The organism is Herbaspirillum sp. NPDC101397, from assembly GCF_044767325.1.
GTDB lineage: Bacteria > Pseudomonadota > Gammaproteobacteria > Burkholderiales > Burkholderiaceae_D > Herbaspirillum.
In genome coordinates this window covers 896,803-921,136 of the sequence record NZ_JBIWNS010000001.1, presented here as the reverse complement: position 1 = coordinate 921,136, position 24,334 = coordinate 896,803, and the positions used below count along the sequence as shown (strand labels likewise).

Genomic DNA, 24,334 nt, shown 5'->3' with positions numbered 1-24,334 from the left:
GCCGGCTTACCTTTGCTGTCAATTCCCTGACGGCGTCCCTCTAAGCCGGTTCTGCGTGTTCCACCATCAACTGTACCTTGGTTGTGCCGTTATATTCGTTGGCATCCAGTCTAAATGCAACCCTTGCGTAATCGGGAAGCGCATCCGTGTTGCCAAACCAGATTGCGTCGTATTTCTGGCCGTTCTTTTCGAGCAGCAGTTTCAGGTGCTTTTCCTTGAGGATGCGCTGGCTCAGCACGCGGAAGCGATCGCAGAACACCGGTGGGGCAAAACCTTGTCCCCACACCTGGTCGTCCATCAGGCTGATGAAATTGACTGAATAATAGGCGTCCTCCAGCACGCCGTCGGTTTCGACCACGCGTTCGAGCTGGTTCTGGCTCAGCCAATCTTTACCTACTTCTTCAAACGCCTGGGCGAAGGCGTCGAAGGCTTCCGCGTGGATCGTCAGTCCGGCCGCCATCGCATGGCCGCCGAATTTGGTGATCACCGAAGGCGCATGCTTGGACACCAGATCCAGCGCGTCACGCAGGTGGAAACCGGCGATCGAGCGGCCGGAACCCTTGATCAGGCCTTCGTCGCCGGGCGCGAAGGTGATGGTCGGGCGGTAGAACTTGTCTTTCAGGCGCGAGGCCACGATGCCGATCACGCCCTGGTGCCAGGAGGCGTCGAACACGCTGATGGTGCGGCGGTCCTGCGGATTGAAATCGTCCAGCAGGTTCAACGCCGTATCCTGCATGCCGGCTTCGATGTCGCGCCGTTCGCGGTTGATGGCGTCGAGCTGCTGGGCGATGGCCCAAGCGCGGCCTTCGTCGTCGGTGGTCAGACATTCGATGCCCAGCGCCATGTCGGCCAGGCGGCCGGCGGCATTGAGGCGCGGGCCGACCGCAAAGCCGAGGTCGAACGGCGTGGCGCGGCGCGCTTCACGGCCGGCGGCGCGGAATAGCGCGGCGATGCCGGGATGCATGCGGCCCGCGCGCATGCGTTTCAGTCCCTGCGCCACCAGGATGCGGTTGTTGGCGTCGAGCTTGACGACGTCGGCAACCGTGCCCAATGCCACCAGGTCGAGCAGCGCATCGAGCTTGGGCTGGGTCTGGGCGTCGAAAATGCCGCGCTTGCGCATCTCGGCGCGCAGCGCCAACAGAACGTAGAACATGACGCCGACGCCGGCCAGGTTCTTGCTCGGGAACCCGCAGGACGGTTGGTTCGGATTCACGATCACGCGCGCGTCCGGCAGGCTGTCGCCGGGCAAGTGGTGGTCGGTGACGACGACGTCGATGCCGCGCGCCTTGGCCGCGGCGACGCCGTCGATGCTGGCGATGCCGTTGTCGACGGTGACGATGATGTCGGGCGATTTTTCGCGGATGGTCAGTTCGACGATTTCCGGCGTCAGGCCGTAGCCGTACTCGAAACGGTTCGGCACGATGTAGTCGACTTGTGCGCCGAGGCTGCGCAGGCCGCGCAAGCCCACCGCACAGGCGGTGGCGCCGTCGCAGTCGTAGTCGGCGACGATGACCATCTTTTTCCCGGCGGCAATGGCGTCGGCCAGATAGATCGCCGCCGCGTCGATATGCAACAGGCCGGACGGCGCAATCAGTGCGCCCAGTTCGCTCGACAAGTCCTTGGCGTTGAGCAGACCGCGCGCAGCATAGACGCGCGCCAGCACCGGATGGATGCCGCTGTGGATCAGGCTGTCGACGTCGCGCGGGTCGTAACTGCGGGTGGCAATGCGGATCATGGCGTCAATCTCATGCTGCAAGTTTTGCCAGCGAAGGCTTGGTCCAGAACCTGCGCAGCGACGAGGGAGTGACCGTCACGTGCTGCAGTTTGTCCTGGCCGGTGAAGACCAGCGACAAGGTGGCGAGGCGCTTGCTGCGTACGGCTTGCAGCAGCGGCGCGAACCACTGGTTGTCGAGCGCCTCCATGCGTTGCAGCCAGAAGCCCCATTCATCGGTCAGGCCCGGTTCCAGCAAATCGCTCAGCAGCAGCAAGCCGTGTTCGCCGGGCGCAGCCAGCACGCCTTCGGGTGCGGCGCTGTGCTGCGCGGTTGCGGTGAGCGCCTGCGGCCAGCCGCTCAGGTTGAAGCTGGCCTGATAGATCGTCGTCGGGATGGTCGAGGCAGCAGCGGCGCCGCCCCAGATCCAGAGCGAGTTGACCGGCTTCTTGCCGAACATTTCGCGCTCATCGTTGATTGATTCGGAGAACCACTGCATCTGTACTTCGTTCTGCAGCTTGCGCCAGGCCAGTTCGCCCGGGCCTTCCGGCATCCAGATGTCGATGTTGCGGCCGCTGGCGGCTTGCGGCGACGAGGTGCGCAGGCCGGCCCAGTCGTCGGCGCGCAGCAGCCAGGTGGCAGGGTCGACGTAGACCAGCGTGCGGCCGATTTCTTCGAACAGCGGCAGTGCGGAGTTGAACAGGCGGCGCGATTCGGCTTCTTCGAGGTCCAACTGGCCGATGTCGGTCAGCACCAGATGGTCGCGTGCGACGTGGATGTGCGCCGGTTGCACGATGAACCAGTGGCCTTCGGCAGGCGTGGGCGGGTGGACGCGATTGCGCAGTACGGCGGCGGATACCGCCGGGCTGTTGCCGCGCTCATCCTGCTGCGGCGCGCCGGGTGCGGATGCGGCCAGGTTAAAGCGTTCGGCCAGCCAGTGCTCATGCGGTAATGCACGGGAAAACGGATCGAGACGTTGCAGAGGCGCGGCAGTCTTGCTGCGCGCCAACAGCATGGCCAGCGCGGGAGCCTTGCATTCGCGCACCAGATCGCGCGCCATTTCGGCTTGCGGCAGCCCGAAAGGGAGAAGTATGTCGAGATGATTCATGCCGCGATTGTAGGCGAAAATCAAGCTTCTGGCCTAAAACCCCCTATGGAAGCGGCTTGTCGGCGTATGTCGAAACCGTAAAAAAACGTGGCCGCCAAAACTTCGCAGACGTTTCAAGGTCTCATCCGGCGTCTGCCCTAACTGTCCCGGGCCCAATGGGACAGTGAAAGATGACGGAGAGTGTGGCAAACTGGCGCATTGTCGTCCGGCATCGTTTCCAGAAAAGAGAGTCAAGGTTTGAGTCTGATAAAAAATTTACCGTTCGAATGGCTGGTCGGCATTCGTTATACACGGGCCGGCAAACGCAGCGGCCGCAATAGTTTCATCTCCTTCATTTCCCTGATTTCCATGGCCGGCATCGGCCTCGGCGTAGCGGCGCTGATCGTGGTGCTGTCGGTAATGAACGGCTTCCAGAAGGAAGTGCGCGACCGCATGTTGTCGGTGCTCTCGCACATCGAAGTGTTCGACGCATCCGGCGCCATGCCGGACTGGCAGGCTGTGGCCAAGCAGACTTTCCAGAACAAGGAAGTCATCGGCGCGGCGCCGTACGTGGCGGCGCAGGCGATGATGACGCGCGACGACAATGTGCGCGGCGTGGTGATTCGCGGCGTGTTGCCAAGCGAAGAACCCAAGGTCTCCGACGTCGCCGGCCAGGTAAAACAAGGCAAGTTTTCCGACCTCAAGCCCGGAGAGTTCAACATCGTGCTGGGCGGCGAGCTGGCGCGCAGCCTGCACGTGACGCTGGGCGACAAGGTCACGCTGATTGCGCCGCAAGGGCAGGTGACGCCGGCGGGCGTGCTGCCGCGGCTGAAGCAATTTACGGTGGTGGGGATTTTCGAGGCTGGACATTACGAGTTCGACTCCTCGCTGGCCTTCATCCAGATCGAAGATGCAGAGAGGCTGTTCCGTCTTGACGCGCCGTCCGGCGTGCGCCTGCGCATCAAGGACATGCTGCAGGCGCCGCAGGTGACGCAGGAATTGTCGACGCAGCTGACCGGTAACCTCTACCTGCGCGACTGGTCGCAACAGAACAGCAACTGGTTCGCCGCGGTGAAGACTGAGAAGCGCATGATGTTCATCATCCTGACGCTGATCATCGCCGTGGCGGCGTTCAACCTGGTGTCGACGCTGGTGATGACCGTAACCGACAAGCAGGCCGACATCGCGATCCTGCGCACGCTGGGTGCGTCGCCCGGATCGATCATGAAGATCTTCGTGATCCAGGGGGCGCTGGTGGGCCTGATCGGCACCGCGCTTGGCGTGGCGTTCGGCGTGGTGGTGGCGCTCAATATCGACGTCATCGTGCCGGCCATCGAGCGACTGCTGCACGTGCAATTCCTGCCCAAGAGCATTTACGTGATTTCCGAATTGCCGTCCGACCTGATCTGGTCCGATGTATGGACCATCGGCGGGGTGGCGGTGGTGCTGGCCTTCCTAGCGACGCTGTACCCGAGCTGGGCTGCCGCGCGCGTGAAACCGGCGGAGGCGCTGCGCTATGAATAATCCAACGAACAACAACATGAATCAACAAGACCAGGCAGTGCTGTCCTGCCGCGGGCTGGGCAAGACCTTCACGCAAGGAAAATATTCGGTCAAGGTGCTCAACGGCATCGACATCGATGTCACACCAGGCGAGCAGGTCGCGATTGTCGGTGCGTCCGGTTCGGGCAAGTCGACGCTGCTGCATTTGCTGGGCGGACTCGATACGCCTACTGCCGGCAGCGTCACCTTGCAGGGCAAGGACTTCGCCAATCTGGGTGAAACTGCACGCGGCGATTTGCGCAATGCGGCGCTCGGTTTCGTCTACCAGTTCCATCACTTGCTGCCGGAGTTTTCGGCGCTCGACAACGTCGCCATGCCGCTCATGATCCGTCGCGTCAAACGCGACCAGGCGCAGGAGCAGGCGCGCAAGATCCTGGCCCGCGTCGGCCTGGAAAATCGCGTGCGCCACGTACCGGGCGAGCTGTCCGGCGGCGAACGCCAGCGTGTCGCGCTGGCGCGTGCGCTGGTCACCAATCCGGCCTGCGTGCTGGCCGACGAGCCGACCGGCAACCTCGACCGCAGCACCGCAGACAAGACCTTTGAACTGATGATCGAACTGTCGCAAACGCTGGGCACGGCGTTCGTCATCGTCACCCACGACATCGAACTGGCGCGTCGCTGCGGGCGGGTGCTGCGCTTGTCGGAGAATGGTCTGCAAACCTTCGAATAAGAGATCGGCATGAACAATAAAAATATCCGGGGAATGGTTGTGGCGGCAATGCTGATGACCGGCACGCTGGCGCAGGCCAAAGACGCGTTGCGGGTGCAGGTGCCTGCGGCTTTTGCGGAGCAGACGCCGATCGAGCCGCGCGTCAAGGAAGAGTGCGCGGTGGATTCCGTGTTGGGCAATCATGTATTTCAAAAGATTGCTGACAAATATCCGGGTACCCTGCAAGTCAGCGATCCCGCCAAGATGGAAAAGGGACGGGTCTTGAAGCTGACCATCCTGAGCGTGCAGGGTATCGGCGGCGGTGGCTGGACCGGTGCCAAGGCGGTGACGGTGCGCGCCGATTTGTTGCAGGATGGTGAAGTGGTGCAGACCGCCGTAAAGCGGGAGCATTCGCGCGGCGGCATGTTGGGCGGAATGCGCGGCACCTGCTCCATTCTGGAAATTGTTGCAGAATCGCTGGGGCGCCAGTTCGCGACCTGGCTGGTCAAGCTGGACGCCGCGTCTCCTGTGCCGGCTGCGCCGGCACCGCCGGCGTTGGGAGCTGCGGCGCCACCGGCGGACCAGACCAATGATCAGGCTGAGCCATAATCTCCACATATCGGCAAAGGCTCACGAGGCTTTTGTCATGATCCCGTTTAAATTACTTACAAGAGCATCATCATGAACACACGTCAATGGCTTGAACAATTGGTGGCTTTCGATACCACCAGCCGCAATTCCAATCTCGAACTGATCACCTCGGTGCGCGACAGTTTGCAGGCGCAGGGCATCACGCCGTGGTTCGCGCACAATAAGGAGCGCACCAAGGCCAACCTGTTCGCCACGCTGCCGGCCACGGAAGGGCCGGAAGCCGGCACGATCCAGGGCGGCATCGTGCTGTCCGGGCACACCGACGTGGTGCCGGTCGACGGTCAGAAGTGGGACAGCGATCCGTTTACGCTGACCGAACGCGACGGCTTGCTGTACGGCCGCGGCAGCTGCGACATGAAGGGCTACATCGCCGCCTCGCTGGCGCTGGTGCCGGAGTTCCTGGCGATGCCGCGCAGCAAGCCGCTGCATCTGGCGTTTTCCTATGATGAAGAGATCGGCTGCGCCGGCGCGCCGAGCATGCTGGCCGAATTGCAGGAACGCGGCATTCGTCCGGACAGCTGTGTCGTCGGTGAACCGACCAACATGCAGGTGGTGGTGGCGCACAAGGGCATCAATGCCTTCACTTGCCGCGTGCACGGCAAGTCGGCGCATTCCTCGCTCACGCCACAGGGCTGCAACGCGATCGAATACGCGGCGCGCCTGATTTGCGCGATCCGCGACTTTGCCGACGCTTACAAGGTCAACGGTCCGTACGACACGCTGTACGACGTGCCGTTTTCGACCATGACCACCAACCAGATCCGCGGTGGCATCGCGATCAACACCATCCCTGACCTGTGCGAATTCACCTATGAATTCCGCAATCTGCCGGGTATGTCGCCGGACAAGATTCAGGCCCAGGTCACGCAATATGTGCGCGATCATTTGCTGCCGAAAATGCAGGCCGAATATCCGGACGCCAAGATCGACATCGGCATCATCGCGGCCAGCCCGGCGCTGGAAACCGCCGAGCAGGAAGCCATCACGGCGCTGGTGCGCGCTTTGACCGAAGACAACGAAAAGCGCAAGGTCGCCTACGCCACCGAAGCGGGGTTGTTCCAGCAAATCGGCATCCCGACCATTGTGTGCGGTCCCGGCGACATCATCCAGGCGCATAAACCGAACGAGTTCGTGGCGATCGCGCAATTGCAGCGCTGCGAAGATTTCCTGCGCAAGCTGGGGCGTTCGCTGCAAGCAGCCTGACGACCGCTGCGCGCTACCGCAGCATCATTCTGAATCGCCGCCATCATGTGGATCACGTATGTGGATTGATACGCACTGCCATCTCGATGCCGGCGAGTTTGCCGGTGAAGAGCTCGCCGTCGCCGATGGCGCGGCCGGGCAGGGCGTAGGCATGATCGTGGTGCCGGCGGTGGCGCCGTTCAATTTCGACGCTGTCGCGCGGCTGGCGCAGCAACGCGGCAATTGCGTGTATGCGCTGGGCATCCATCCCTTGTACATCCCCAACTGCGACGAGAGCGATTTGCTGGTCTTGCGCAATGCGATTGAGGCCGCGCTCAGTGACAAGCGTTTTGTCGCCATCGGCGAAATCGGCCTGGACTTCTTTGTCCCCGCGCTGAAAGAACCTGCCATGCGCGAGAAGCAGGAATACTTCTACAGCGAGCAGCTCAAGCTGGCGCGCGAGTTCGATTTGCCGGTGCTGCTGCACGTACGCCGCTCGCAAGACATCATCCTCAAATACCTGCGCCGCATCGCTGTACCGGGCGGCATCGCGCACGCGTTCAATGGCAGCTTCCAGCAGGCCGAAACCTTCATCGGACTGGGTTTCAAACTGGGTTTCGGCGGCGCGATGACTTTCCCTCGTTCGTTGCAGATACGGCGGCTGGCTGCGGAGGTCTCGCTGGAGGCCGTCGTGCTGGAAACCGATGCGCCTGATATTTCGCCCGCGTGGCTGCATCCGCAGCGCAATACGCCGGACCAGATCCCGCGCATCGGCCAGGTGCTGGCCGAATTGCGCGGCATGGACATCGCCGACGTTGCTGCTGCGACCAGCGCCAATGCGCACGCGGTGCTGTCGCGCCTGGCTGCGGCGACATAAGCATGCGCAGCGCGATTCTCGGTTTCGCCGCAGGAATTGCCTTTTTGCAGATGCAGGCGCAACTGCTTCCTTTTGAATGGCAGATGGCCCTGTTGGCAGCGGCGGTGCTGCTGTTGCTGGCGTGCTGGTGGTTGCGCCATGCCGGCGTCCGCGCCGGGTGGCACGCCGTCCTGCGTATCGTGCTGTTCAATATGGCTGGACTTTGCGCCGGTTTCGCCTGGGGCGGCCTGATCGCGCAGTACCGGCTCGATGACGCCTTGCCGGCAGCATGGGAAGGCCATGACGTGGTGGTAGTCGGCACCATCGACAGCTTGCCGTATCGTTTCGAGCGCGGCGTGCGTTTCAATTTCAACGTCGAGAGAATCGCCCCGCAAAACGGCGGCAGACCGCCGGTGCCGCAGCGGATTGCCTTGTCCTGGTACAGCCCCGGCGCTTTCGGGCAGGCCGGCGGCGAGTCGGGGCAGGCGGCGCAGGCAGTTCCCGAGGTGCGTCCCGGAGAACGCTGGCAGTTCACGGTGCGCCTCAAGCGTCCGCACGGCAACGCCAATCCGCACGGTTTCGACTACGAAGTCTGGTTGCTTGAGCAGAATTTGCGGGCGACCGGTTCAGTGCGCCCCGATCAGCAATCTGCCTACAAGAGTCATCGCCTGCAGGAATTCGTCTGGACGCCCTCCAACGCCATCGAGCACGGTCGCGCCTGGCTGCGCGACCGCATCATGTCCGCGCTGCCGAAACAGAAATATGCCGGCGTCATCGTCGCGCTGGTGATCGGCGACCAACGCGCCATCGAGCAATCCGACTGGAGCATCTTCAACCGCACCGGCGTCGGCCATCTGGTGGCGATCTCGGGATTGCACATCACGCTGATCTCCGGCCTGTTCGGAGCGTTCTTCGGTTGGCTGTGGCGGCGCTCGTTCTTCACGCGGGCGCAATTGCCGCTGCTGTTGCCGGCACCCAAGGTGGCGGTGCTGGCTGGTTTGGCGGCGGCGCTGGTCTATGTGCTGCTGGCGGGATTCGGCGTGCCGGCGCAGCGCACGCTGTACATGCTGTGCGTGGTCGGGCTGGCGTACTGGACGGGACGGCTGACGCATATTTCCTACGTGATGTCGCTGGCGCTGGCGGTGGTGCTGCTGTTCGATCCGTGGGCCTTGCTGTGGCCGGGTTTCTGGTTGTCGTTCGGTGCGGTTGCGATCATCCTCTATGCCTCTGCCGGGCGCATCGGCGCAGACGTGTCGGCCGAGCCGCAGATACTGACGCCGGTGCAGCGCCGTCGCCGGCCTTCGCGCATTGCCAGGATCTGGCGTTCGTTGCGTGCGGGCGCTTATACACAGTATGTCGTTACGCTCGGCTTGTTGCCGTTGACGATGGTGTTGTTCGGTCAGTATTCGCTGCTCAGTCCTCTGGCCAATGCGGTGGCGATTCCCCTCATCACCATCGTGGTCGCGCCGCTGTCGCTGCTGGGCAGCATCTTGCCGCCACCCTTGTCGCAATGGTTGCTGCTGGCCGCGCACGCGGTACTGGAGTGGCTGGTGCAGTTGCTGGAATGGCTGGCCGGCCAGCCGTTTGCCGTGTGGCAGGCACCGTTGCCGCCGCTGTGGGTGTTTGCAGTGGCGCTGGGCGGGACCTTGCTGCTACTGGCGCCGCGTGGCTGGCCAGCGCGCTGGCTGGGACTATTCGGCTGGCTGCCGCTGATCTTCAATACGCCAGCGTGGCCGGAGCAGGGCCAGGTCCATGTGACGGCCTTCGACGTCGGGCAGGGCATGGCCTTGCTGGTGGAGACGCCGGGCCATAGGCTGCTGTACGACACCGGTCCGTATTATTCGCCGGAATCCGACGGCGCCAATCGCGTGATCGTGCCGTATCTGCGCGCACGCGGCATCGATCATCTCGACGCGGTAGTGATTTCGCATAACGACAACGACCATTCCGGCGGCGCGTTGTCGCTGTTCAAGGACATTGCCGTTGATCGCGTGTATTCCTCGCTGGCGCCGGCCAGCGCGATCGTCCGGGCCGCGCCCGATCACAGGCGCTGCCAGGCTGGGCAGCATTGGCGCTGGGACGGCGTGGCGTTCGACATGCTGTATCCCGCGCCGGTCAGTTACGACAGCGACAAGTGGAAGCCCAACGCGCGCAGTTGCGTGCTGAAAGTCAGTCTGGGCAAGCGGGCGATCCTGCTGCCCGGCGACATCGAGGCGGTGCAGGAAGATGAGCTCGTCAACGGCGCCGACGCCGCCCGGCTGCGCGCCGACGTCCTGCTGGCGCCGCACCACGGCAGCGGCACGTCCTCGACGGAAGCTTTCCTGCAGGCGGTGCAGCCGAGCCTGGCCTTGTTCCAGGTCGGTTACCGCAATCGTTTCAATCATCCCAAGCCGGAAGTGTACGCACGCTACGGCAGCATGGGCATACGCGGCCTGCGTAACGACGAGGCGGGCGCCATCTCGCTGCAATTCGACAAGGCGGACGACAAGATCCGCGTGCAGGAATATCGTCGCGAACATGCGCGTTACTGGTACGGAAAATAGCGGAAAAAAAGCACGCCGAACAGCGAAAAAGCACGCCGGAAAAGGCTGACGCCGCGCGTTAATTGCCAGATAATCCGGCAATCAATACGTCCATCCGATCCCATGAACAATCAGCCGACCTTGCCGATTCTGCATTTCGCCCACGCCAACAGCTATCCGGCCGGGACCTACGGCATGTTCTTCGACCAGTTGCGTGCGCACTACGACGTGCGCGCCTTGCCCATGCATGCGCACAATCCGCGTTATCCGGTTGACGACGGCTGGCGCAAGCTCGGCAAGGAGCTGGGGGAGGAGCTGGCGCAGCGTTACAGCGAGCCCGTGATTCTGGTCGGTCACTCCATGGGCGGCATCCTGAGTCTGCTGGCAGGGCGCAAGCGGCCCGACCTGGTGCGCTGCGTGGTCTTGCTGGATTCGCCGATCGTAGCGGGCTGGCGCGCCTCTGCGCTGCGCCTGGTCAAGCTGCTGCGTATCGAAAGCAAACATTCGCCGTCGGTGGCGTCGAGCCGCCGCCGCAACGCCTGGCCGGACATGGAAGCGGCTTATCAGCACTACGCCGCCAAGGCCTTGTTCGCTGCCTGGCCCGAGCGCGTGCTGCGCGACTATGTCGCCCATGGCGTCGAGCCGGAGCCGTCCGGCGGCGTCAAGCTGCGCTTCACGCGCGAAACCGAAACCGCGGTCTACCGCACCATCCCGCATCACCTCGGGGCGTTGACGCGAAGGCAATATCCTGTGCCGGTCGGCTTCGTCGGCGGCGTCGATTCGGTCGAATGCCGGCTGGCCGGACTGGACGCCACCAAGAGACTGGTGGGCAAGCATTTCAGGCAGATTCCGGGCGGTCATCTGTTCCCGATGGAAGCGCCCGAAGCGGCGGCACAGGCGACCCATGAAATGATACGGGGCTTGCTTGCAGGGAAATAAGTCGCGCCGGATTCCTGCCGGAAATCTGGCGTTTCCGCAAAAGAGGGGGATGAAAAGCGGTCGGTTTGGGGTATAATTCGAATTTCCCGCACGTGCCGTTCGGCACCTTCTTTGTAATGACCAAGTTTGTATTTGTCACTGGCGGCGTCGTGTCTTCCCTGGGTAAAGGGATTGCCGCCGCATCTCTCGCTGCGATCCTCGAATCGCGCGGCCTCCGAGTCACCCTTCTTAAGCTCGATCCCTACATCAACGTTGATCCGGGAACGATGAGCCCATTCCAGCACGGCGAAGTCTTCGTCACCGACGATGGCGCTGAAACCGATCTGGATCTCGGCCACTACGAGCGTTTCATCACAGCCAAGATGAAGAAGGTGAATAACTTCACCACCGGCCAGATTTATGAGTCCGTGATCCGCAAGGAACGCCGCGGCGAGTATCTGGGCAAGACCGTTCAGGTCATCCCGCATATCACCAACGAAATCCAGGACTTCATCCACCGCGGCGCCGAAGGCTATGACGTTGCGCTGGTCGAAATCGGCGGCACCGTCGGCGATATCGAATCCCTGCCGTTCCTCGAGGCAGCGCGTCAGCTGAGCCTGCGCGCCGGCCGCAACGCCGCCGCCTTCGTGCATCTGACGCTGGTGCCGTTCCTGGCCTCGGCCGGTGAACTCAAGACCAAGCCGACCCAGCACAGCGTGCAAAAGCTGCGCGAAATCGGTATTTCGCCCGATGCATTGCTGTGCCGCGCCGACCGTCGCATTCCCGACGACGAACGCGACAAGATTTCGCTGTTCTCCAACGTCGTGGTCGACGCCGTGATTTCGGTGTGGGATGCAGATAGCATCTATAAGATTCCGCAGATGTTGCACGACCAGGGATTGGATAACATCATCTGCGAAAAACTCGGCCTGTCGCCGAGCCCGGCGGATCTGTCGATGTGGGACAAGCTGATCCACGCGCAAGAAAATCCGTCGCACGAAGTTACCATCGGCATGGTCGGCAAATATGTCGACCTGACCGAATCGTACAAGTCACTGACCGAAGCGCTGCGCCACGCCGGCATCCATACCGGCAGCCGCGTCAACATCGAATACCTGGATTCGGAAGAGATCGAAACCTCCGGCACCGCCGCATTGGCAAAGTACGATGCGATCCTGGTCCCGGGCGGCTTCGGCAAGCGCGGCGTGGAAGGCAAGATCGCCGCGGCGAAGTTTGCGCGCGAACACAAGGTGCCTTACCTTGGCATCTGCCTCGGTATGCAAGTCGCGCTGCTGGAATATGCACGCAACAAGGCCGGCCTGGCGCAAGCCAATTCGACCGAGTTCGATCCGGAAACCGAGCAGCCGGTAGTGGCGCTGATCGACGAATGGCAAAACCATGACGGCAAGGTCGAGAAGCGCGACGCCAATTCGGATCTGGGCGGCACCATGCGTCTGGGCGCGCAAACCTGCGACGTCAAGCCGGGTACCTTGGCTTCCGAGATTTACGGCGCCAAGGTGACCGAGCGTCATCGCCATCGCTACGAAGCGAACAATTTTTACCTGTCCCGCGTGGAAGATGCGGGCCTGATCGTGTCGGCGCGTACGCCGACCGAAGATCTGTGCGAGATCATGGAACTGCCGCGCACCGGCGGTGAGAATGCGCACCCGTGGTATCTGGGCGTGCAGTATCACCCTGAGTTCAAGTCGACGCCGCGCGACGGCCATCCCCTGTTCATTTCGTACATCAAGGCAGCGCTGGCGCACCATGATGCGACGGCAGCAAGCAAAGGAAAAGCATGAAACTGTGCGGTTTTGACATCGGCCTCGATCAGCCGTTTTTCCTGATCGCCGGCACCTGCGTGATCGAATCGGAGCAAATGGCGCTGGACACTGCCGGCACCTTGAAAGAGATCACGTCCGAGCTGGGCATCCCGTTCATCTACAAGTCGTCCTTCGACAAGGCCAACCGCTCATCCGGTTCCTCGTTCCGCGGCCTGGGCATGGAAAAGGGCCTGGAAATCCTGGCCAAGGTCAAGAAACAGATCGGCGTGCCGGTGCTGACCGACATCCACGAGATCGACGAAATCAAGCCGGTATCGGAAGTGGTCGACGTCCTGCAGACGCCGGCCTTCCTGTGCCGTCAGACCGACTTCATCCGCGCTTGCGCCCAGTCTGGCAAGCCGGTCAATATCAAGAAGGGCCAGTTCCTGGCGCCGCACGACATGATCAATGTGATCGCCAAGGCGCGCGCGGCGGCCAAGGAAGCTGGCCTGCCGGAAGACAACTTCATGGCATGCGAACGCGGCGTGTCCTTCGGCTACAACAATCTGGTGTCCGACATGCGCAGCCTCGCGATCATGCGCGAGACCGGCGCGCCGGTGGTATTCGACGCCACTCACTCGGTGCAGCTTCCGGGCGGACAGGGCACGTCTTCGGGCGGCCAGCGTGAATTTGTACCCGTACTCGCCCGCGCGGCGATTGCGGTCGGTATTGCCGGCGTGTTTATGGAAACACATCCGAATCCGGCGGAGGCCAAATCCGATGGCCCCAACGCTGTTCCATTGGCTCGTATCAAGGAGCTGCTGGGCACGATGATCGAACTGGATCGCATTGTGAAGAAGTCGGTTTTCCTGGAAAACGATTTTTCCTGAAACTGAACGGGCCGGGAGTTCATCCCGGCCCGGCTTCCGTCTATAAAAAATTTGCTTAAAACCTTGCTTGATGGAGATGTTTGAATGAGTGCAATCGTTGATATTATCGGCCGTGAAATTATCGACTCGCGCGGCAATCCTACTGTCGAATGCGATGTCCTGCTGGAGTCCGGCGTCCTGGGTCGTGCGGCAGTGCCGTCCGGCGCCTCGACCGGTTCTCGCGAAGCGATCGAACTGCGTGACGGCGACAAGAGCCGCTATTTCGGCAAAGGCGTGCTGCAAGCCTGCGAAAATATCAACACCGAGATCTCTGAAGCGATCATGGGTCTGGACGCCAACGAACAGGCTTTCCTGGACCGCACGCTGATCGACCTCGACGGCACCGAAAACAAGGCGCGCCTGGGCGCCAACGCCACGCTGGCCGTGTCGATGGCAGTCGCCAAGGCGGCGGCTGAAGAAGCCGGCCTGCCGCTGTACCGCTATTTCGGCGGCAGTGGTTCGATGCAGATGCCGGTGCCGATGATGAACGTCATCAACGGCGGCATGCATGCAGACAACAATCTCGATCTGCAAGAATTCATGATCATTCCGGTCGGCGCACCGAGCTTCCGTGAAGCGATCCGCTACGGCGCCGAAGTGTTCCACACCCTGAAGAAGATCCTGCACGCCAAGGGTCTGGCAACATCGGTTGGCGACGAAGGCGGCTTCGCACCAAACGTGGCCAGCCACGAAGCTGCGATCCAGCTGATCCTGCAAGCGATCGAAGAAGCAGGCTATGAGCCGGGCACGCAGATCGCCCTGGGTCTGGATTGCGCCGCTACCGAGTACTACAAGGACGGCAACTACCACCTGGCAGGCGAAAACATGGTGCTGACGCCGGCGCAAAAGACCGGCCTGCTGGCATCGTGGTGCGACAAGTATCCGATCATCAGCATCGAAGACGGCATGGCCGAAAACGACTGGGCCGGCTGGAAGCTGTTGACCGAAACGCTGGGCAAGAAGGTGCAGCTGGTCGGCGACGATCTGTTCGTCACCAACACCAAGATCCTGAAAGAAGGCATCGAGAAGAACATCGCCAACTCGATCCTGATCAAGATCAACCAGATCGGCACCCTGACCGAAACCTTCGCCGCCATCGAAATGGCCAAGCGCGCCGGTTATACCGCCGTGATCTCGCACCGTTCGGGTGAAACCGAAGACTCGACCATCGCCGACATCGCCGTCGGCACCAACGCGCTGCAGATCAAGACCGGCTCGATGTCGCGTTCGGACCGCATGGCCAAGTACAACCAGTTGTTGCGTATCGAGGAAGACCTCGGCGATATCGCCAGCTATCCCGGCCGTTCGGCTTTCTACAATCTGAAGTAAGCAAGATGTCCGGCAGCATTCGCCTGCCGGACAATCACCCGGCATTCTTCCAATGCGCCTGATCATTCTCTGCCTCACAGCGCTTCTGGTGCTGATCCAGTATCCGCTTTGGCTGGGCAAAGGCGGGTGGCTGCGGGTATGGGACCTGGACAAGCAAGTCCAGCAGGCACAGAAGAAGAATGACGAACTCAAGGCGCGCAACGCCAAGCTCGAATCCGAAGTGGAAGACCTCAAGCAGGGAACCGGTTCGGTCGAAGAACGTGCGCGTTACGAGCTCGGCATGATCAAGCAGAACGAAGTCTTCATCCAGATCCTCGACGGCAACGCCGCCAGCGTTTCAAGAACGCCGCAGCAACCCATGCCTGCGGCGCCCGTATCGTCTTCGGCTGCGCCAACCTCATCCCGATCTTCCCCGGTTTCACGCTAGGACCGGCTCGCCATGTCCCTCAACGACAGCCTGTCGCTGTTCGGTTTTGCCGGCCTCGTCACGACGCCGCTGGAACTGATCTCTTTCCTGCTGGCGATCATCACGGTCGCGCTCAATATTCGCCAGAATCACTGGGCCTGGCTGTTTTCCATTTTGTCTTCGGCCTTATACGGCGTGGTGTTCGTCGAGGCGCGCCTGTACGGCGACGCCGGCCTGCAATGCGTGTTCGTGGCGGTGTCGGTGTGGGGCTGGTATCAATGGCTGCGCGGCGGTGAGCAGCATTTGCCGCTCAAGGCGTCGACGCTGTCGCGCCGCGGCGTGCTGTGGTCGGGATTGGCGTGGCTGGCCGGCTTTGCCGTACTGTCGGTGTTCCTGCGTCGTTTCACCGATACCGACGTGCCGCACATGGATGGTTTCCTGACGGCGGGCAGCTTGGTGGGGCAATTCCTGCTGTCGCGCAAGAAAATTGAGAACTGGCTGGTCTGGATTGCGGTCGACGTGCTCTACGTCGGCCTGTATCTCTACAAGCACCTGACGCTGACCGCTATTCTGTACGGATTGTTCGTGCTGCTGGCGATCGCCGGCTGGCGCGCCTGGCGGCAGACGGCGCCGGCAGCGTCGTAAGTTTCACTCGGCCAGGATTACGCGGTTCTTGCCCGCGTTCTTGGCCTTGTACAGCGCCACGTCGGCGCGCTTGATCAGATCGGCCTGGGTTTCGCCTTGTGCGCGATAGGCGACGCCGGCGCTGAAGGTGATCAGCAAACGCTGCGTGTTGTGCATGAAAATACGCTTGGTCAGTTCGCGCTGCACACGGGTGATGATCTGCATCGCTTCGGCCGGCTCGGTTTCGGGCAGCAAGACCAAAAATTCTTCTCCACCGAAACGCGCAATCACGTCCAGCTTGCGCAGCGTTTCCTTGACCACGCTCACCAGATGCACCAGCACTTCGTCGCCGGTAGCATGACCGTGCGTGTCGTTGATGCGCTTGAAATCATCGAGGTCGAGCAGGGCGATGCACAGCGGGGCGCCCAGGCGATCGGCGTTGATGATTTCGCGCTCCAGCGATTCGTCCATGCCGCGGCGGTTGAGGCTGCCGGTCAACTGGTCTTCGCGCACCAGTTCGCCCATGTGCACCAGCTGCGACTCCAGCGCGGCGATGCGTGCCTCGGCTTTTTGCATTTCCTGGCGTGCATTGATCATCTCGTCGCGCGAGCGCAGCGCTTCGTCCTGGGCGTCCTTGGTCGCGTTCATGATGCCGTTGAGCACCGAGTTGAGGTCGCTGATGTCGGAGGCCTGGCTGATCTGCTGCGAAAAACTGGTGATGGTCTTGTGATAGTTGTCGGTCGTCGACACCATCGCGCTGAGGCGATCGACGAAAGTCAGCATCATGTTCTTGGCGGTGACCTTTTCTTCGCTCAGCGTGTTCTTGAGCAGGCCCTGCTTGAAGATGACCTCCTTCAAGGTCTTGGTGGCGTCGGCCAGCGAAGTCTTGCTGATCGGGCCGTTGATCAACTCCTGCACGGCGGTGATCTGGCTGCTCAGCCACGAGCCTTTTTCCAGCAGGCCGTGGATGTTCTCCAGCAGCAGTTGGAACAGCCGCATCAGCAATTCCTGTTGCAGGGCGATGTCTTCGCTCTTGAGCTCGATCTGGAAACTCATCTGCTTGAGGCGGCCGATGACTTCGTTCATGGCCTGCTCGGAGAACGCGGTCTTGAGATCGAGGCCGATCGATTTCGATTCGTTCGCCAGTTCCGGCGCTTCGATCAGCAGTGACGCCATATTGAAGATCAGTACACGCGCCAGCACTTCGCGCAGCATCTTTTCCTTCTTGCTGTCGCGTATGAATTCGCGTTCCAGATCGATCGGCACGAGTTGGCCGTGCGGGACCAGGTTGCGCGAGGGAAAATATTGTTCGACGAAATTGTCCAGCTCGTCGTTATAGTCCTTCCAGTCGCTGCCGTTGATCGCCATGGTCAGGCGCAGGCCGAGCTTGCCGATATCGCCCGGCTGCTGCGTCAGGTGCTGCGCGAACGCGGCGAGCACGCCTTCCGGCTTCAGGTCGCTCTTGGTGCCGACGATTTCTTCATAGGCTTCGCGATAAGCGTCGGGAGTAGGGGCAATGCGGCGGGTGGCGAGTTGCTGGAAGGCTTCTCGCGCGATATCGACGGGACTTTGAGCTGGCTTTTTTGACATGCCTGATGGACGGCTTCTTATTCAAACGGATTGCGACAAAGTCTCATGGTTCACCGGCGGATGATGTCGGATTAACATCCTGGCGCCGTGACGTTTCTTTACCTGTGTAAGGGCGCCTGAATGTCGTTTGATGGTTATTTCTTTACGACATTACAACGCGTAGGACGAGACCTGTCTTTTAACGCATTTTACCGTCTGGCGGTTTACACCGGCGGACCGGTTGCGCATTTATTCGACTAAGTTGTTTTTCAGCGCATAGTGCGTGAGCTCGGCGTTGTGGCGCAATTTCATTTTGGTGAGGACGCGCGAGCGATACATGCTGATAGTTTTGACCGAGAGCAATAATTCGGCGGCGATATCGCTGACGGTCTTGCCGGAAGCGATCATCACCATGGTCTGGTATTCACGGTCGGACAGGGTTTCATGCAATGGTGTTTCGTGGTCGAAGCCGATCTGGTTGGCCAACTCCTGCGCCAGCGAGGGGCTGATGTACTTGCGGCCCGCAGCGACCTGGCGGATCGCGTTGATCAATTCGGCCGGTGCCGCCTGTTTGTTCAGGAAGCCCGCTGCACCGGCCTTGAGGGCGCGGATGGCGTACTGGTCTTCGCGGTGGATGGACAGCATCAGCACTGGCAGCTTGGGGATTTCCTTCTTGATCTGTTTAAGGACGTCGATGCCGGTGCGATCCGGCAGGATGATGTCCAGCAGCAGCACGTCGCAGTTGCCCAGGCGCGTGAGTTTGATGGTTTCCAGCCCGTTCTCTGCATTGCCGACGACGATGATGTCCTTGGTGCCGCTGCAGATCTGCCGGAGGCCTTCGCGTACGATCGCATGATCGTCGGCGATTGCCACTTTGATGGCGGAACTGTTCTTTTTCGTTATTGGCATGGGCTGCTATCTGTCTCCGGGCTGAACGTGGCGTTATTCTATAAGGTTAGCGGCGGATAGGACAGGAAGCGTCAGTCGCAGTTGCGTCCCGCCGCTGTCACCTTGCAACACCTCCAGGGTCCCTCCGGCCAGTGCAGCGCGCTCGTGCATGCCGCGCAGGCCTGACGATTGCGGCCGCGTGCCGGCATCGTGCGACAGGCCGACGCCATCGTCGGCGATGATCAGCGTCAGTATCTTGCCGTCATGGCGCAGCGAGATGTCGACGTTGCGTGCCGATGCATGGCGGCCGGCGTTGTGCAGCGCTTCGCGCGCGATACGGTAGAGGCTGACGCTCTGGAACGCGTCGAGCAAGACCGGCGGCAGTTCGTCGCCGGGGACATCGACGTGCAAGCGATGCGGCACGCCGGTGTCGCGAGCAAAACTGCGCGCCAGCCATTCCAGCGCCGCTTGCAGGCCGAGGTCGAGCACGGCCGGATGCAAGTCGTCGATGATGTCGTGCATGGCGTCGAGCGCGCCGTCAATGAGACCGTCGGCGTGACGCGCCTGTTCGAGCAGGGTGGTGTCCTCCCGGGGCAGTTGCCCGCCAAGCCGGGCCAGCGCCATCTTGAGCGCGGTCAGGTGGCTGCCGAGTTCGTCGTGCAAATCTTTGGCAATGCGCCGGCGTTCGGCTTCCTTGATACGTTCGGCGGTCGGGTCCGGGCGGGCGGCAGGCGTGTCGCTCATGGTGCTGTAAGTAGGGAGGTGCAGGGAATCAAGCGGCAATCATAAGGCAGATGAAGCGCAAATCAGGAGATATTGGCGCATCAATGGCAATAAAACGGCGGTTACGTGATGCGCAAGCAGTGATTAATGCGTCTGCAAGCGAGTACGGGCGCGGTATGGAAGATTTTTGGCGTAAAGGCTTCCATTTCGCCCAAAAGCGGTGCTATAATCTCGTCTTTCGCGGCTGTAGCTCAGCTGGATAGAGTACTTGGCTACGAACCAAGGGGTCGTGGGTTCGATTCCTGCCAGCCGCACCAGATATAAAGGGTCCATCGCAAGATGGGCCCTTTTGTCTTTTCTGCTTCACAAAAGTCTGCTTTTCTTTGTCCCTCCAAGTCGCCGCCTCGGCCGATACAATTCCGACGAGTACAAAGCCCGGATTCCGCTGGGATTACCCTCTCTGTAACTGACGTCAAATCCTGTCGCTTTTGATGTTCAAGTTTTTAAATGGCGGCTCAGCTTGGTGCAAAATGTGCCTCATCCGGTGCCTCACCTTCAAACCTTCGCCGCCGATCAAGCTTTTTACGGGAGCCCAACATTGATGTATCTCTGGATCAAGGCATTTCACGTCGCTTCCATCGTGATCTGGATCGGTGGCATGCTGATCATGGCGCTGGTGCTGCAAACGTTACAAAAGACCTCGCCGGAGCGTTCTGCCGCCGAATTCCGCTTGCTGCAAGCGGTGCGCCGCTGGGACCAGCGCGTGACGTCGCCGGCGATGGGGCTGGCATGGGGGCTGGGTGTGGCGCTGGTGTATTTCGGCGGCTGGCACACGGCAGGCTGGTTGGTGGTGAAACTGGTGTTGGTGCTGTTGCTGTCGGCATTGCATGGCATTCAGTCGGGCTACCTGCGTCGCCTGGTGGATGCGCCCGAGCGGGAAGCGTCGGGGTTGCTGAAAAACTCCGGCGCGTTGACGATCGCGTCGGTTGCGATCATCGCGGCGATGGTGGTTGTGAAGCCATTTTGACGGAAGCAGGATTGTCATCTTGCAAAAACTGTTGCACTATTTAAAAATCCCTATATAATCGCGCCTCTTGCGGCTGTAGCTCAGCTGGATAGAGTACTTGGCTACGAACCAAGGGGTCGTGGGTTCGATTCCTGCCAGCCGCACCAAAATGAAAAGGGTCCGTCGAAAGACGGGCCCTTTTGTTTTTGACCTATTCCAGACTTCCAGACCGTGGAGCATTCATGAGCGCAACCAGCAAATTTCCCTACAAGGGACAGGCCGTCTATCCGCAAGTGGCGCTGCAGGACAACGGGCAATACGCCGCCTGCTTCGTCATCCGCGCGGGTTACGACGAGAGCGGGGAAGTCCGCTACGTGCGCGAACTGCCGACCACGGAATTTCCCAATGAAGACGACGCCGTCGCCTACATCCTCGATTTTTCAGCTGAATGGATTGATCAGAATCCGTTGTAAGCCACTGGTCCCTGCTTACGCGTTCAACACCAGTTCGCGTGACGATGACAGTTTGAAGGTATTCACCACAGTCACCAGCGAGCCGGCCTGATCCAGCAGCGATTGGGCCGCCGCCGTGGCTTCTTCCACCAGTGCGGCGTTGTGCTGCGTGACGTCGTCCATCTGCATGATGGCTTGGTTGACCTGCTCGATGCCGGTGCTTTGTTCCAGGCTGGCATTGCTGATGTCGGCGACGAAATCGCTGAGCGTCCTGATGCTGTCGACTACCTGGCCGATGGTGGCGCCGGCTTCCTCCACCAATGTCCTGCCTGACACGATCTTGCCGACCGAATCGTCGATCAGGCTCTTGATCTCCTTTGCTGCGCCGGCCGAGCGCTGTGCCAGTGCGCGCACTTCAGTGGCGACTACCGCAAAGCCACGGCCCTGTTCACCCGCGCGCGCAGCTTCCACCGCGGCATTCAGCGCGAGGATATTGGTCTGGAAGGCGATGCCGTTGATGACCGAAATGATGTCGACGATCTTGCGCGACGATTCGTTGATGGTTGCCATGGTTCCCACCATCTGATTGACCGCGTTGCCGCCGGCGATTGCCACCTGCGACGCCGAGGCGGCGAGCTGGTTGGCGTGCAGGGCGCTTTCGGCGTTTTTCTTCACGGCCGAGGTCAGCTGCTGCATGACCGAGGCGGTCTCTTGCAGCGAGCCCGCCTGGCGTTCGGTGCGCGACGACAGATTGAGATTGCCGACGGAAATTTCCTTCGATGCGGTGCCGATGGTTTCGGCCGATTGCTTGATGTGATCGACTGAACGGGCGAGGTTGGCCTGCATGGTTTTCATCGCATGCATGAGGCTGTTTTCATCGTTGTCGGCGAGGCGGATCGCTTCCGTCAGGTCGCCTGCGGCGATGCGGTCGGCGACACGCACGGCGTAGGCCGGTTCGCCCCCGAGCTGGCGCAGCAGACTGCGCGTGAGCACGATGGCGGAGGCGATGCCGAACAGCACGGCGGCGGCGCTCAGCGCCAGCAATGCCAGACGGCTGGAACGATACGTGGCGTCAATGCTGCCGGCGACGCCGTCGATGCCCTGGCGCTGCAGGCGCAGCAGTTTGTCGACCGAGGCCTGGTAGCGCACGGCGCTCGGCAGGTAGTTTTTCTCGAAGGCATTCTTGGCCTGGAACAGCTTGCCTTCAGCACGCAGCGCCAGGATGCTGTCGCCGGCTTCGTGGTAAGCCTTGCGATTGGTGTCGATGTCGGCGAACAGTTTTTGTTCTTCGGGTGTGCTCAGCAGGCGCTGCACCTTGGCTTGAAGCGCGGCGGCGTTCTTGGCCGCGTCGCTGGTCGCCGTTTCGAAATATCCCGCCAGGCCGAGGTCGGTGCTGCGCGCAATCGCGGTGGTGCGCGTGATCGAGGTGGAAATATTCGAATACCAGTCGCTGATCAATCGTTCCTTGGCCAGCGGCATCTGCATCATGGCGTTGGTTGCTTCGGCCACCGATTGCAGGCGCCAGATGCCCATTGCCGCGACGATCGCCATCATCAGCAACACCACCCCGAAGCCCGCGGCGAAGCGCGTCCCGACTTTCCAGTTCTTCATGCGTCTCTCGTTATTGTGTGCCGGCGGCGAGCCTGACTGACTGGCTGCGCCGGCGATATTGGATTGCCGAGGATGCTAGCACCGGAGAGTGATCCGGAATAATGAAAAATAACGGGAAAGCAATATCAAAAACGGAAAAAAGGTTTCCGTTTTGTCATGTCGACGGATTGAGTGCGCGAATCACCGCATCGTGGACGCCGCCTGCGGTGGCGACGATCGCTGAGGCACCCAGCGGGCTGTTGCCTTGCCAGTCGGTGATGCGGCCGCCGGCGCCTTCGATGATGGGGACGATGGCCATGATGTCCCAGATTTTCAGGACCGGATCGAGCATGATGTCGGCGCCCCCGGTGGCCAGCTGGAAGTAGCCATGGCAATCGCCCCAGCCGCGGTACAGGCGTGCATCGCGCGAAAGTGTTTCAAAGGCGGGGCCGTTGTGGTGGGTGAAGATGTCCCAGTGATCGGTGGCCAGCAGCATGGCGTCGCCGATCTTGGCGCAGGCACGCATGCCGACCGGCTTGCCGTTGAGCGTGGTGCCGTTGGTGGTGCCGATCAGCAGATGTTCCATCAACGGGCTGTGCAGTGCGCCGATGATCGGACGCCCCTGGTGCATCAGCGAAATCAGCGTGCCGAAAATATAGCAGTTGGAGACGAAGGCCTTGGTGCCGTCGATGGGATCGAGTACCCAACAGTAGTCGGCGTCTTGCTGATGGGCGCCGTGTTCTTCACCGATGATGCCGTGCTGTGGATAGCGCGCCATGATGGCGGTGCGCAAGGCCTGTTCGGTGTCGCGGTCGGCGGCGGTGACGGGGGATTGGTCGGACTTGGACTCGACCGCGACGCCACTGAGGTAATGGCTGCGGATGATGGCGCCGCTGATGGTGCAGAGCTCGCCGATGAACTCGCTGAATTCCAGCAGCTGTACGGCGTCGATGGATTTGGTAAACAGCGGGGCGGGCGGCAGAAAATCAGGCATGGCAGTGTCAGGAAAAATTCAGGCCTGTGCGCAGAGCACCAGGTAGCGTGAGAAATGGTCATAGTCAGGCGTCGCCAGGTCGGCCTCCTTGGCGAGATCGTCCCAGCGCCGCAGGCGAGTAGCGTCGACTGCATGCGGCATGGCGATGAAGTGTTCCGCCTGTTGCCGGTCGAAGACGCCGCCTTGCAGTTGCAGGCTGCGCACGGAGTCCGGCGACAAGGACGAAAAATAGGCCGGTTCGACCGCACACAGGTAGCGCTTGGCGTCGACGTGCAGGCGTATCGGCGCCAGCACGTCTTCACCAAAGACCGCGCGCAGGAACGGCAGGATGCGGTATTGATGCAGATCGTCGATGCCGCTGGCGGTCGGCGTGTCATGGATGTCGTAGCCGGCGGAAGCGTCTTCCAGCATGTGGCCGAGGTCGTGCAAAAGGGCAGCGGTGATCAGTGCCGGCGAGGCGTTTTCGCGCTCGGCCAGCATGGCGGTTTGCAGTGCATGTTCGAGTTGCGTCACAGGTTCGCCGGTGTATTGGGCGTGGCCGTGGCGGCGAAAGAGTAGTTCGATGTCGGAAATGGTCAGGGACATGGCGTCGATGGACGGTTCAGGGAGGGAGCTGGAAATAACCGGGTGTCATGCCGATATCATAGCGGCCGGAGCTTGCCGGATGATGACAATTCCATGACCGGACGCGAGACCGTCATCCGGCCTTGCGGGCAGGCCCCGGGCGGTCTCTGCAAGGCGCTCGTCAAGACTTGTTAATAACCGTAACAGTTTGTAATAGCGATAGGTATGGGATAAGTGTGGGTATATCTTACGAACTCCCCCCTCTAATTCATCCCCTGAATTAGATTTAACCCGCGCCGCAAGGTGCGGGTTTTTTATTTGCCGGCCGCTTTCCCATCGGCACTTCACCATCGCAAGC

22 protein-coding genes and 2 tRNA genes are annotated in these 24,334 nt (G+C 61.2%); 16 read left to right on the top strand and 8 right to left on the bottom strand.

Annotated features, from left to right (window positions below; all coding sequences use genetic code 11):
* Positions 1-40: 40 nt before the first annotated feature.
* The gene (recJ, locus tag ACIROW_RS04060) at positions 41-1,735 is read right to left on the bottom strand and encodes a single-stranded-DNA-specific exonuclease RecJ (protein ID WP_402272154.1); all 1,695 of its coding nucleotides are present in this window, start codon (positions 1,733-1,735) and stop codon (positions 41-43) included.
* A gap of 10 nt (positions 1,736-1,745) precedes the next feature.
* The gene (locus ACIROW_RS04055) at positions 1,746-2,819 is read right to left on the bottom strand and encodes a hypothetical protein (RefSeq protein ID WP_402272152.1); all 1,074 of its coding nucleotides are present in this window, start codon (positions 2,817-2,819) and stop codon (positions 1,746-1,748) included.
* Between the two features lie 237 nt (positions 2,820-3,056).
* Between ACIROW_RS04055 and ACIROW_RS04050 the strand changes: the two genes are divergently transcribed.
* From ACIROW_RS04050 to pnuC, 12 genes are all read left to right on the top strand, one after another.
* The gene (locus ACIROW_RS04050; RefSeq protein ID WP_402272149.1) at positions 3,057-4,322 is read left to right on the top strand and encodes a lipoprotein-releasing ABC transporter permease subunit; all 1,266 of its coding nucleotides are present in this window, start codon (positions 3,057-3,059) and stop codon (positions 4,320-4,322) included.
* Entirely contained in the window at positions 4,315-5,031 is a 717-nt protein-coding gene (gene lolD, locus ACIROW_RS04045) for a lipoprotein-releasing ABC transporter ATP-binding protein LolD (RefSeq protein WP_402272147.1), read from the top strand. Before ACIROW_RS04050 ends, lolD begins: the two co-directional genes overlap by 8 nt.
* Positions 5,032-5,040: 9 nt before the next feature.
* Entirely contained in the window at positions 5,041-5,619 is a 579-nt protein-coding gene (locus tag ACIROW_RS04040) for a hypothetical protein (protein WP_402272145.1), read from the top strand.
* 72 nt (positions 5,620-5,691) lie between these two features.
* Positions 5,692-6,864 (top strand): acetylornithine deacetylase, encoded by a 1,173-nt coding sequence (gene argE / locus ACIROW_RS04035; RefSeq protein WP_402272143.1) that lies wholly within the window; start codon positions 5,692-5,694, stop codon positions 6,862-6,864.
* 58 nt (positions 6,865-6,922) lie between these two features.
* Positions 6,923-7,720, top strand: coding sequence for a TatD family hydrolase (locus ACIROW_RS04030; RefSeq protein ID WP_402272141.1), 798 nt, complete (start codon positions 6,923-6,925; stop codon positions 7,718-7,720).
* Positions 7,721-7,722: 2 nt separating this feature from the next.
* The gene (locus tag ACIROW_RS04025) at positions 7,723-10,242 is read left to right on the top strand and encodes a DNA internalization-related competence protein ComEC/Rec2 (RefSeq protein ID WP_402272138.1); all 2,520 of its coding nucleotides are present in this window, start codon (positions 7,723-7,725) and stop codon (positions 10,240-10,242) included.
* Between the two features lie 102 nt (positions 10,243-10,344).
* Complete coding sequence (locus ACIROW_RS04020) at positions 10,345-11,160, top strand: alpha/beta fold hydrolase (RefSeq protein WP_402272136.1); 816 nt, start codon at positions 10,345-10,347, stop codon at positions 11,158-11,160.
* Positions 11,161-11,276: 116 nt separating this feature from the next.
* The gene (locus ACIROW_RS04015) at positions 11,277-12,941 is read left to right on the top strand and encodes a CTP synthase (RefSeq protein WP_402272133.1); all 1,665 of its coding nucleotides are present in this window, start codon (positions 11,277-11,279) and stop codon (positions 12,939-12,941) included.
* Positions 12,938-13,792, top strand: a complete 855-nt coding sequence (gene kdsA, locus ACIROW_RS04010) for a 3-deoxy-8-phosphooctulonate synthase (RefSeq protein WP_402272131.1) — start codon at positions 12,938-12,940, stop codon at positions 13,790-13,792. The genes ACIROW_RS04015 and kdsA overlap by 4 nt, the downstream gene beginning before the upstream one ends.
* Before the next feature lie 84 nt (positions 13,793-13,876).
* Complete coding sequence (gene eno / locus ACIROW_RS04005) at positions 13,877-15,160, top strand: phosphopyruvate hydratase (protein ID WP_402272129.1); 1,284 nt, start codon at positions 13,877-13,879, stop codon at positions 15,158-15,160.
* A gap of 52 nt (positions 15,161-15,212) precedes the next feature.
* Entirely contained in the window at positions 15,213-15,587 is a 375-nt protein-coding gene (gene ftsB / locus ACIROW_RS04000) for a cell division protein FtsB (RefSeq protein WP_402272127.1), read from the top strand.
* Positions 15,588-15,599: 12 nt separating this feature from the next.
* Positions 15,600-16,211 (top strand): nicotinamide riboside transporter PnuC, encoded by a 612-nt coding sequence (pnuC, locus tag ACIROW_RS03995; protein WP_402272125.1) that lies wholly within the window; start codon positions 15,600-15,602, stop codon positions 16,209-16,211.
* A gap of 3 nt (positions 16,212-16,214) precedes the next feature.
* Here the strand turns inward: pnuC and ACIROW_RS03990 are convergent, their stop codons facing one another.
* The 3 genes from ACIROW_RS03990 to ACIROW_RS03980 all read right to left on the bottom strand — a co-directional run bounded on the left by ACIROW_RS03990 (position 16,215) and on the right by ACIROW_RS03980 (position 19,391).
* Entirely contained in the window at positions 16,215-17,780 is a 1,566-nt protein-coding gene (locus tag ACIROW_RS03990) for a diguanylate cyclase (protein WP_402272122.1), read from the bottom strand.
* A 228-nt stretch (positions 17,781-18,008) separates the two neighbouring features.
* Complete coding sequence (locus ACIROW_RS03985) at positions 18,009-18,668, bottom strand: response regulator (protein WP_402272120.1); 660 nt, start codon at positions 18,666-18,668, stop codon at positions 18,009-18,011.
* A gap of 33 nt (positions 18,669-18,701) precedes the next feature.
* Positions 18,702-19,391 (bottom strand): sensor histidine kinase, encoded by a 690-nt coding sequence (locus tag ACIROW_RS03980; RefSeq protein WP_402272117.1) that lies wholly within the window; start codon positions 19,389-19,391, stop codon positions 18,702-18,704.
* A gap of 219 nt (positions 19,392-19,610) precedes the next feature.
* On the opposite strand from ACIROW_RS03980, the gene ACIROW_RS03975 reads away from it, so the two are divergent.
* The 4 genes from ACIROW_RS03975 (at position 19,611) to ACIROW_RS03960 (ending at position 20,849) form a co-directional block, all read left to right on the top strand.
* Positions 19,611-19,687, top strand: a tRNA-Arg gene (locus ACIROW_RS03975).
* A gap of 284 nt (positions 19,688-19,971) precedes the next feature.
* On the top strand, positions 19,972-20,397 hold the full coding sequence (locus ACIROW_RS03970; RefSeq protein WP_402272114.1) for a CopD family protein: 426 nt from the start codon (positions 19,972-19,974) through the stop codon (positions 20,395-20,397).
* 69 nt (positions 20,398-20,466) lie between these two features.
* A tRNA-Arg gene (locus ACIROW_RS03965) sits at positions 20,467-20,543 on the top strand.
* A 75-nt stretch (positions 20,544-20,618) separates the two neighbouring features.
* Positions 20,619-20,849 carry a hypothetical protein gene (locus ACIROW_RS03960; RefSeq protein WP_116432465.1) on the top strand — a complete coding sequence of 77 codons (231 nt, stop codon included), beginning with the start codon at positions 20,619-20,621 and terminating at the stop codon, positions 20,847-20,849.
* Positions 20,850-20,864: 15 nt separating this feature from the next.
* On the opposite strand, the gene ACIROW_RS03955 is transcribed toward ACIROW_RS03960, so the two are convergent.
* The 3 genes from ACIROW_RS03955 to ACIROW_RS03945 all read right to left on the bottom strand — a co-directional run bounded on the left by ACIROW_RS03955 (position 20,865) and on the right by ACIROW_RS03945 (position 23,997).
* A complete protein-coding gene (locus ACIROW_RS03955) occupies positions 20,865-22,439 on the bottom strand; it encodes a methyl-accepting chemotaxis protein (RefSeq protein WP_402272112.1) in 1,575 nt (524 codons plus the stop codon).
* Between the two features lie 154 nt (positions 22,440-22,593).
* On the bottom strand, positions 22,594-23,412 hold the full coding sequence (locus tag ACIROW_RS03950) for an inositol monophosphatase family protein (RefSeq protein WP_402272110.1): 819 nt from the start codon (positions 23,410-23,412) through the stop codon (positions 22,594-22,596).
* An 18-nt stretch (positions 23,413-23,430) separates the two neighbouring features.
* Entirely contained in the window at positions 23,431-23,997 is a 567-nt protein-coding gene (locus ACIROW_RS03945; protein WP_402272109.1) for a phosphonate degradation HD-domain oxygenase, read from the bottom strand.
* Positions 23,998-24,334 lie beyond the last annotated feature (337 nt).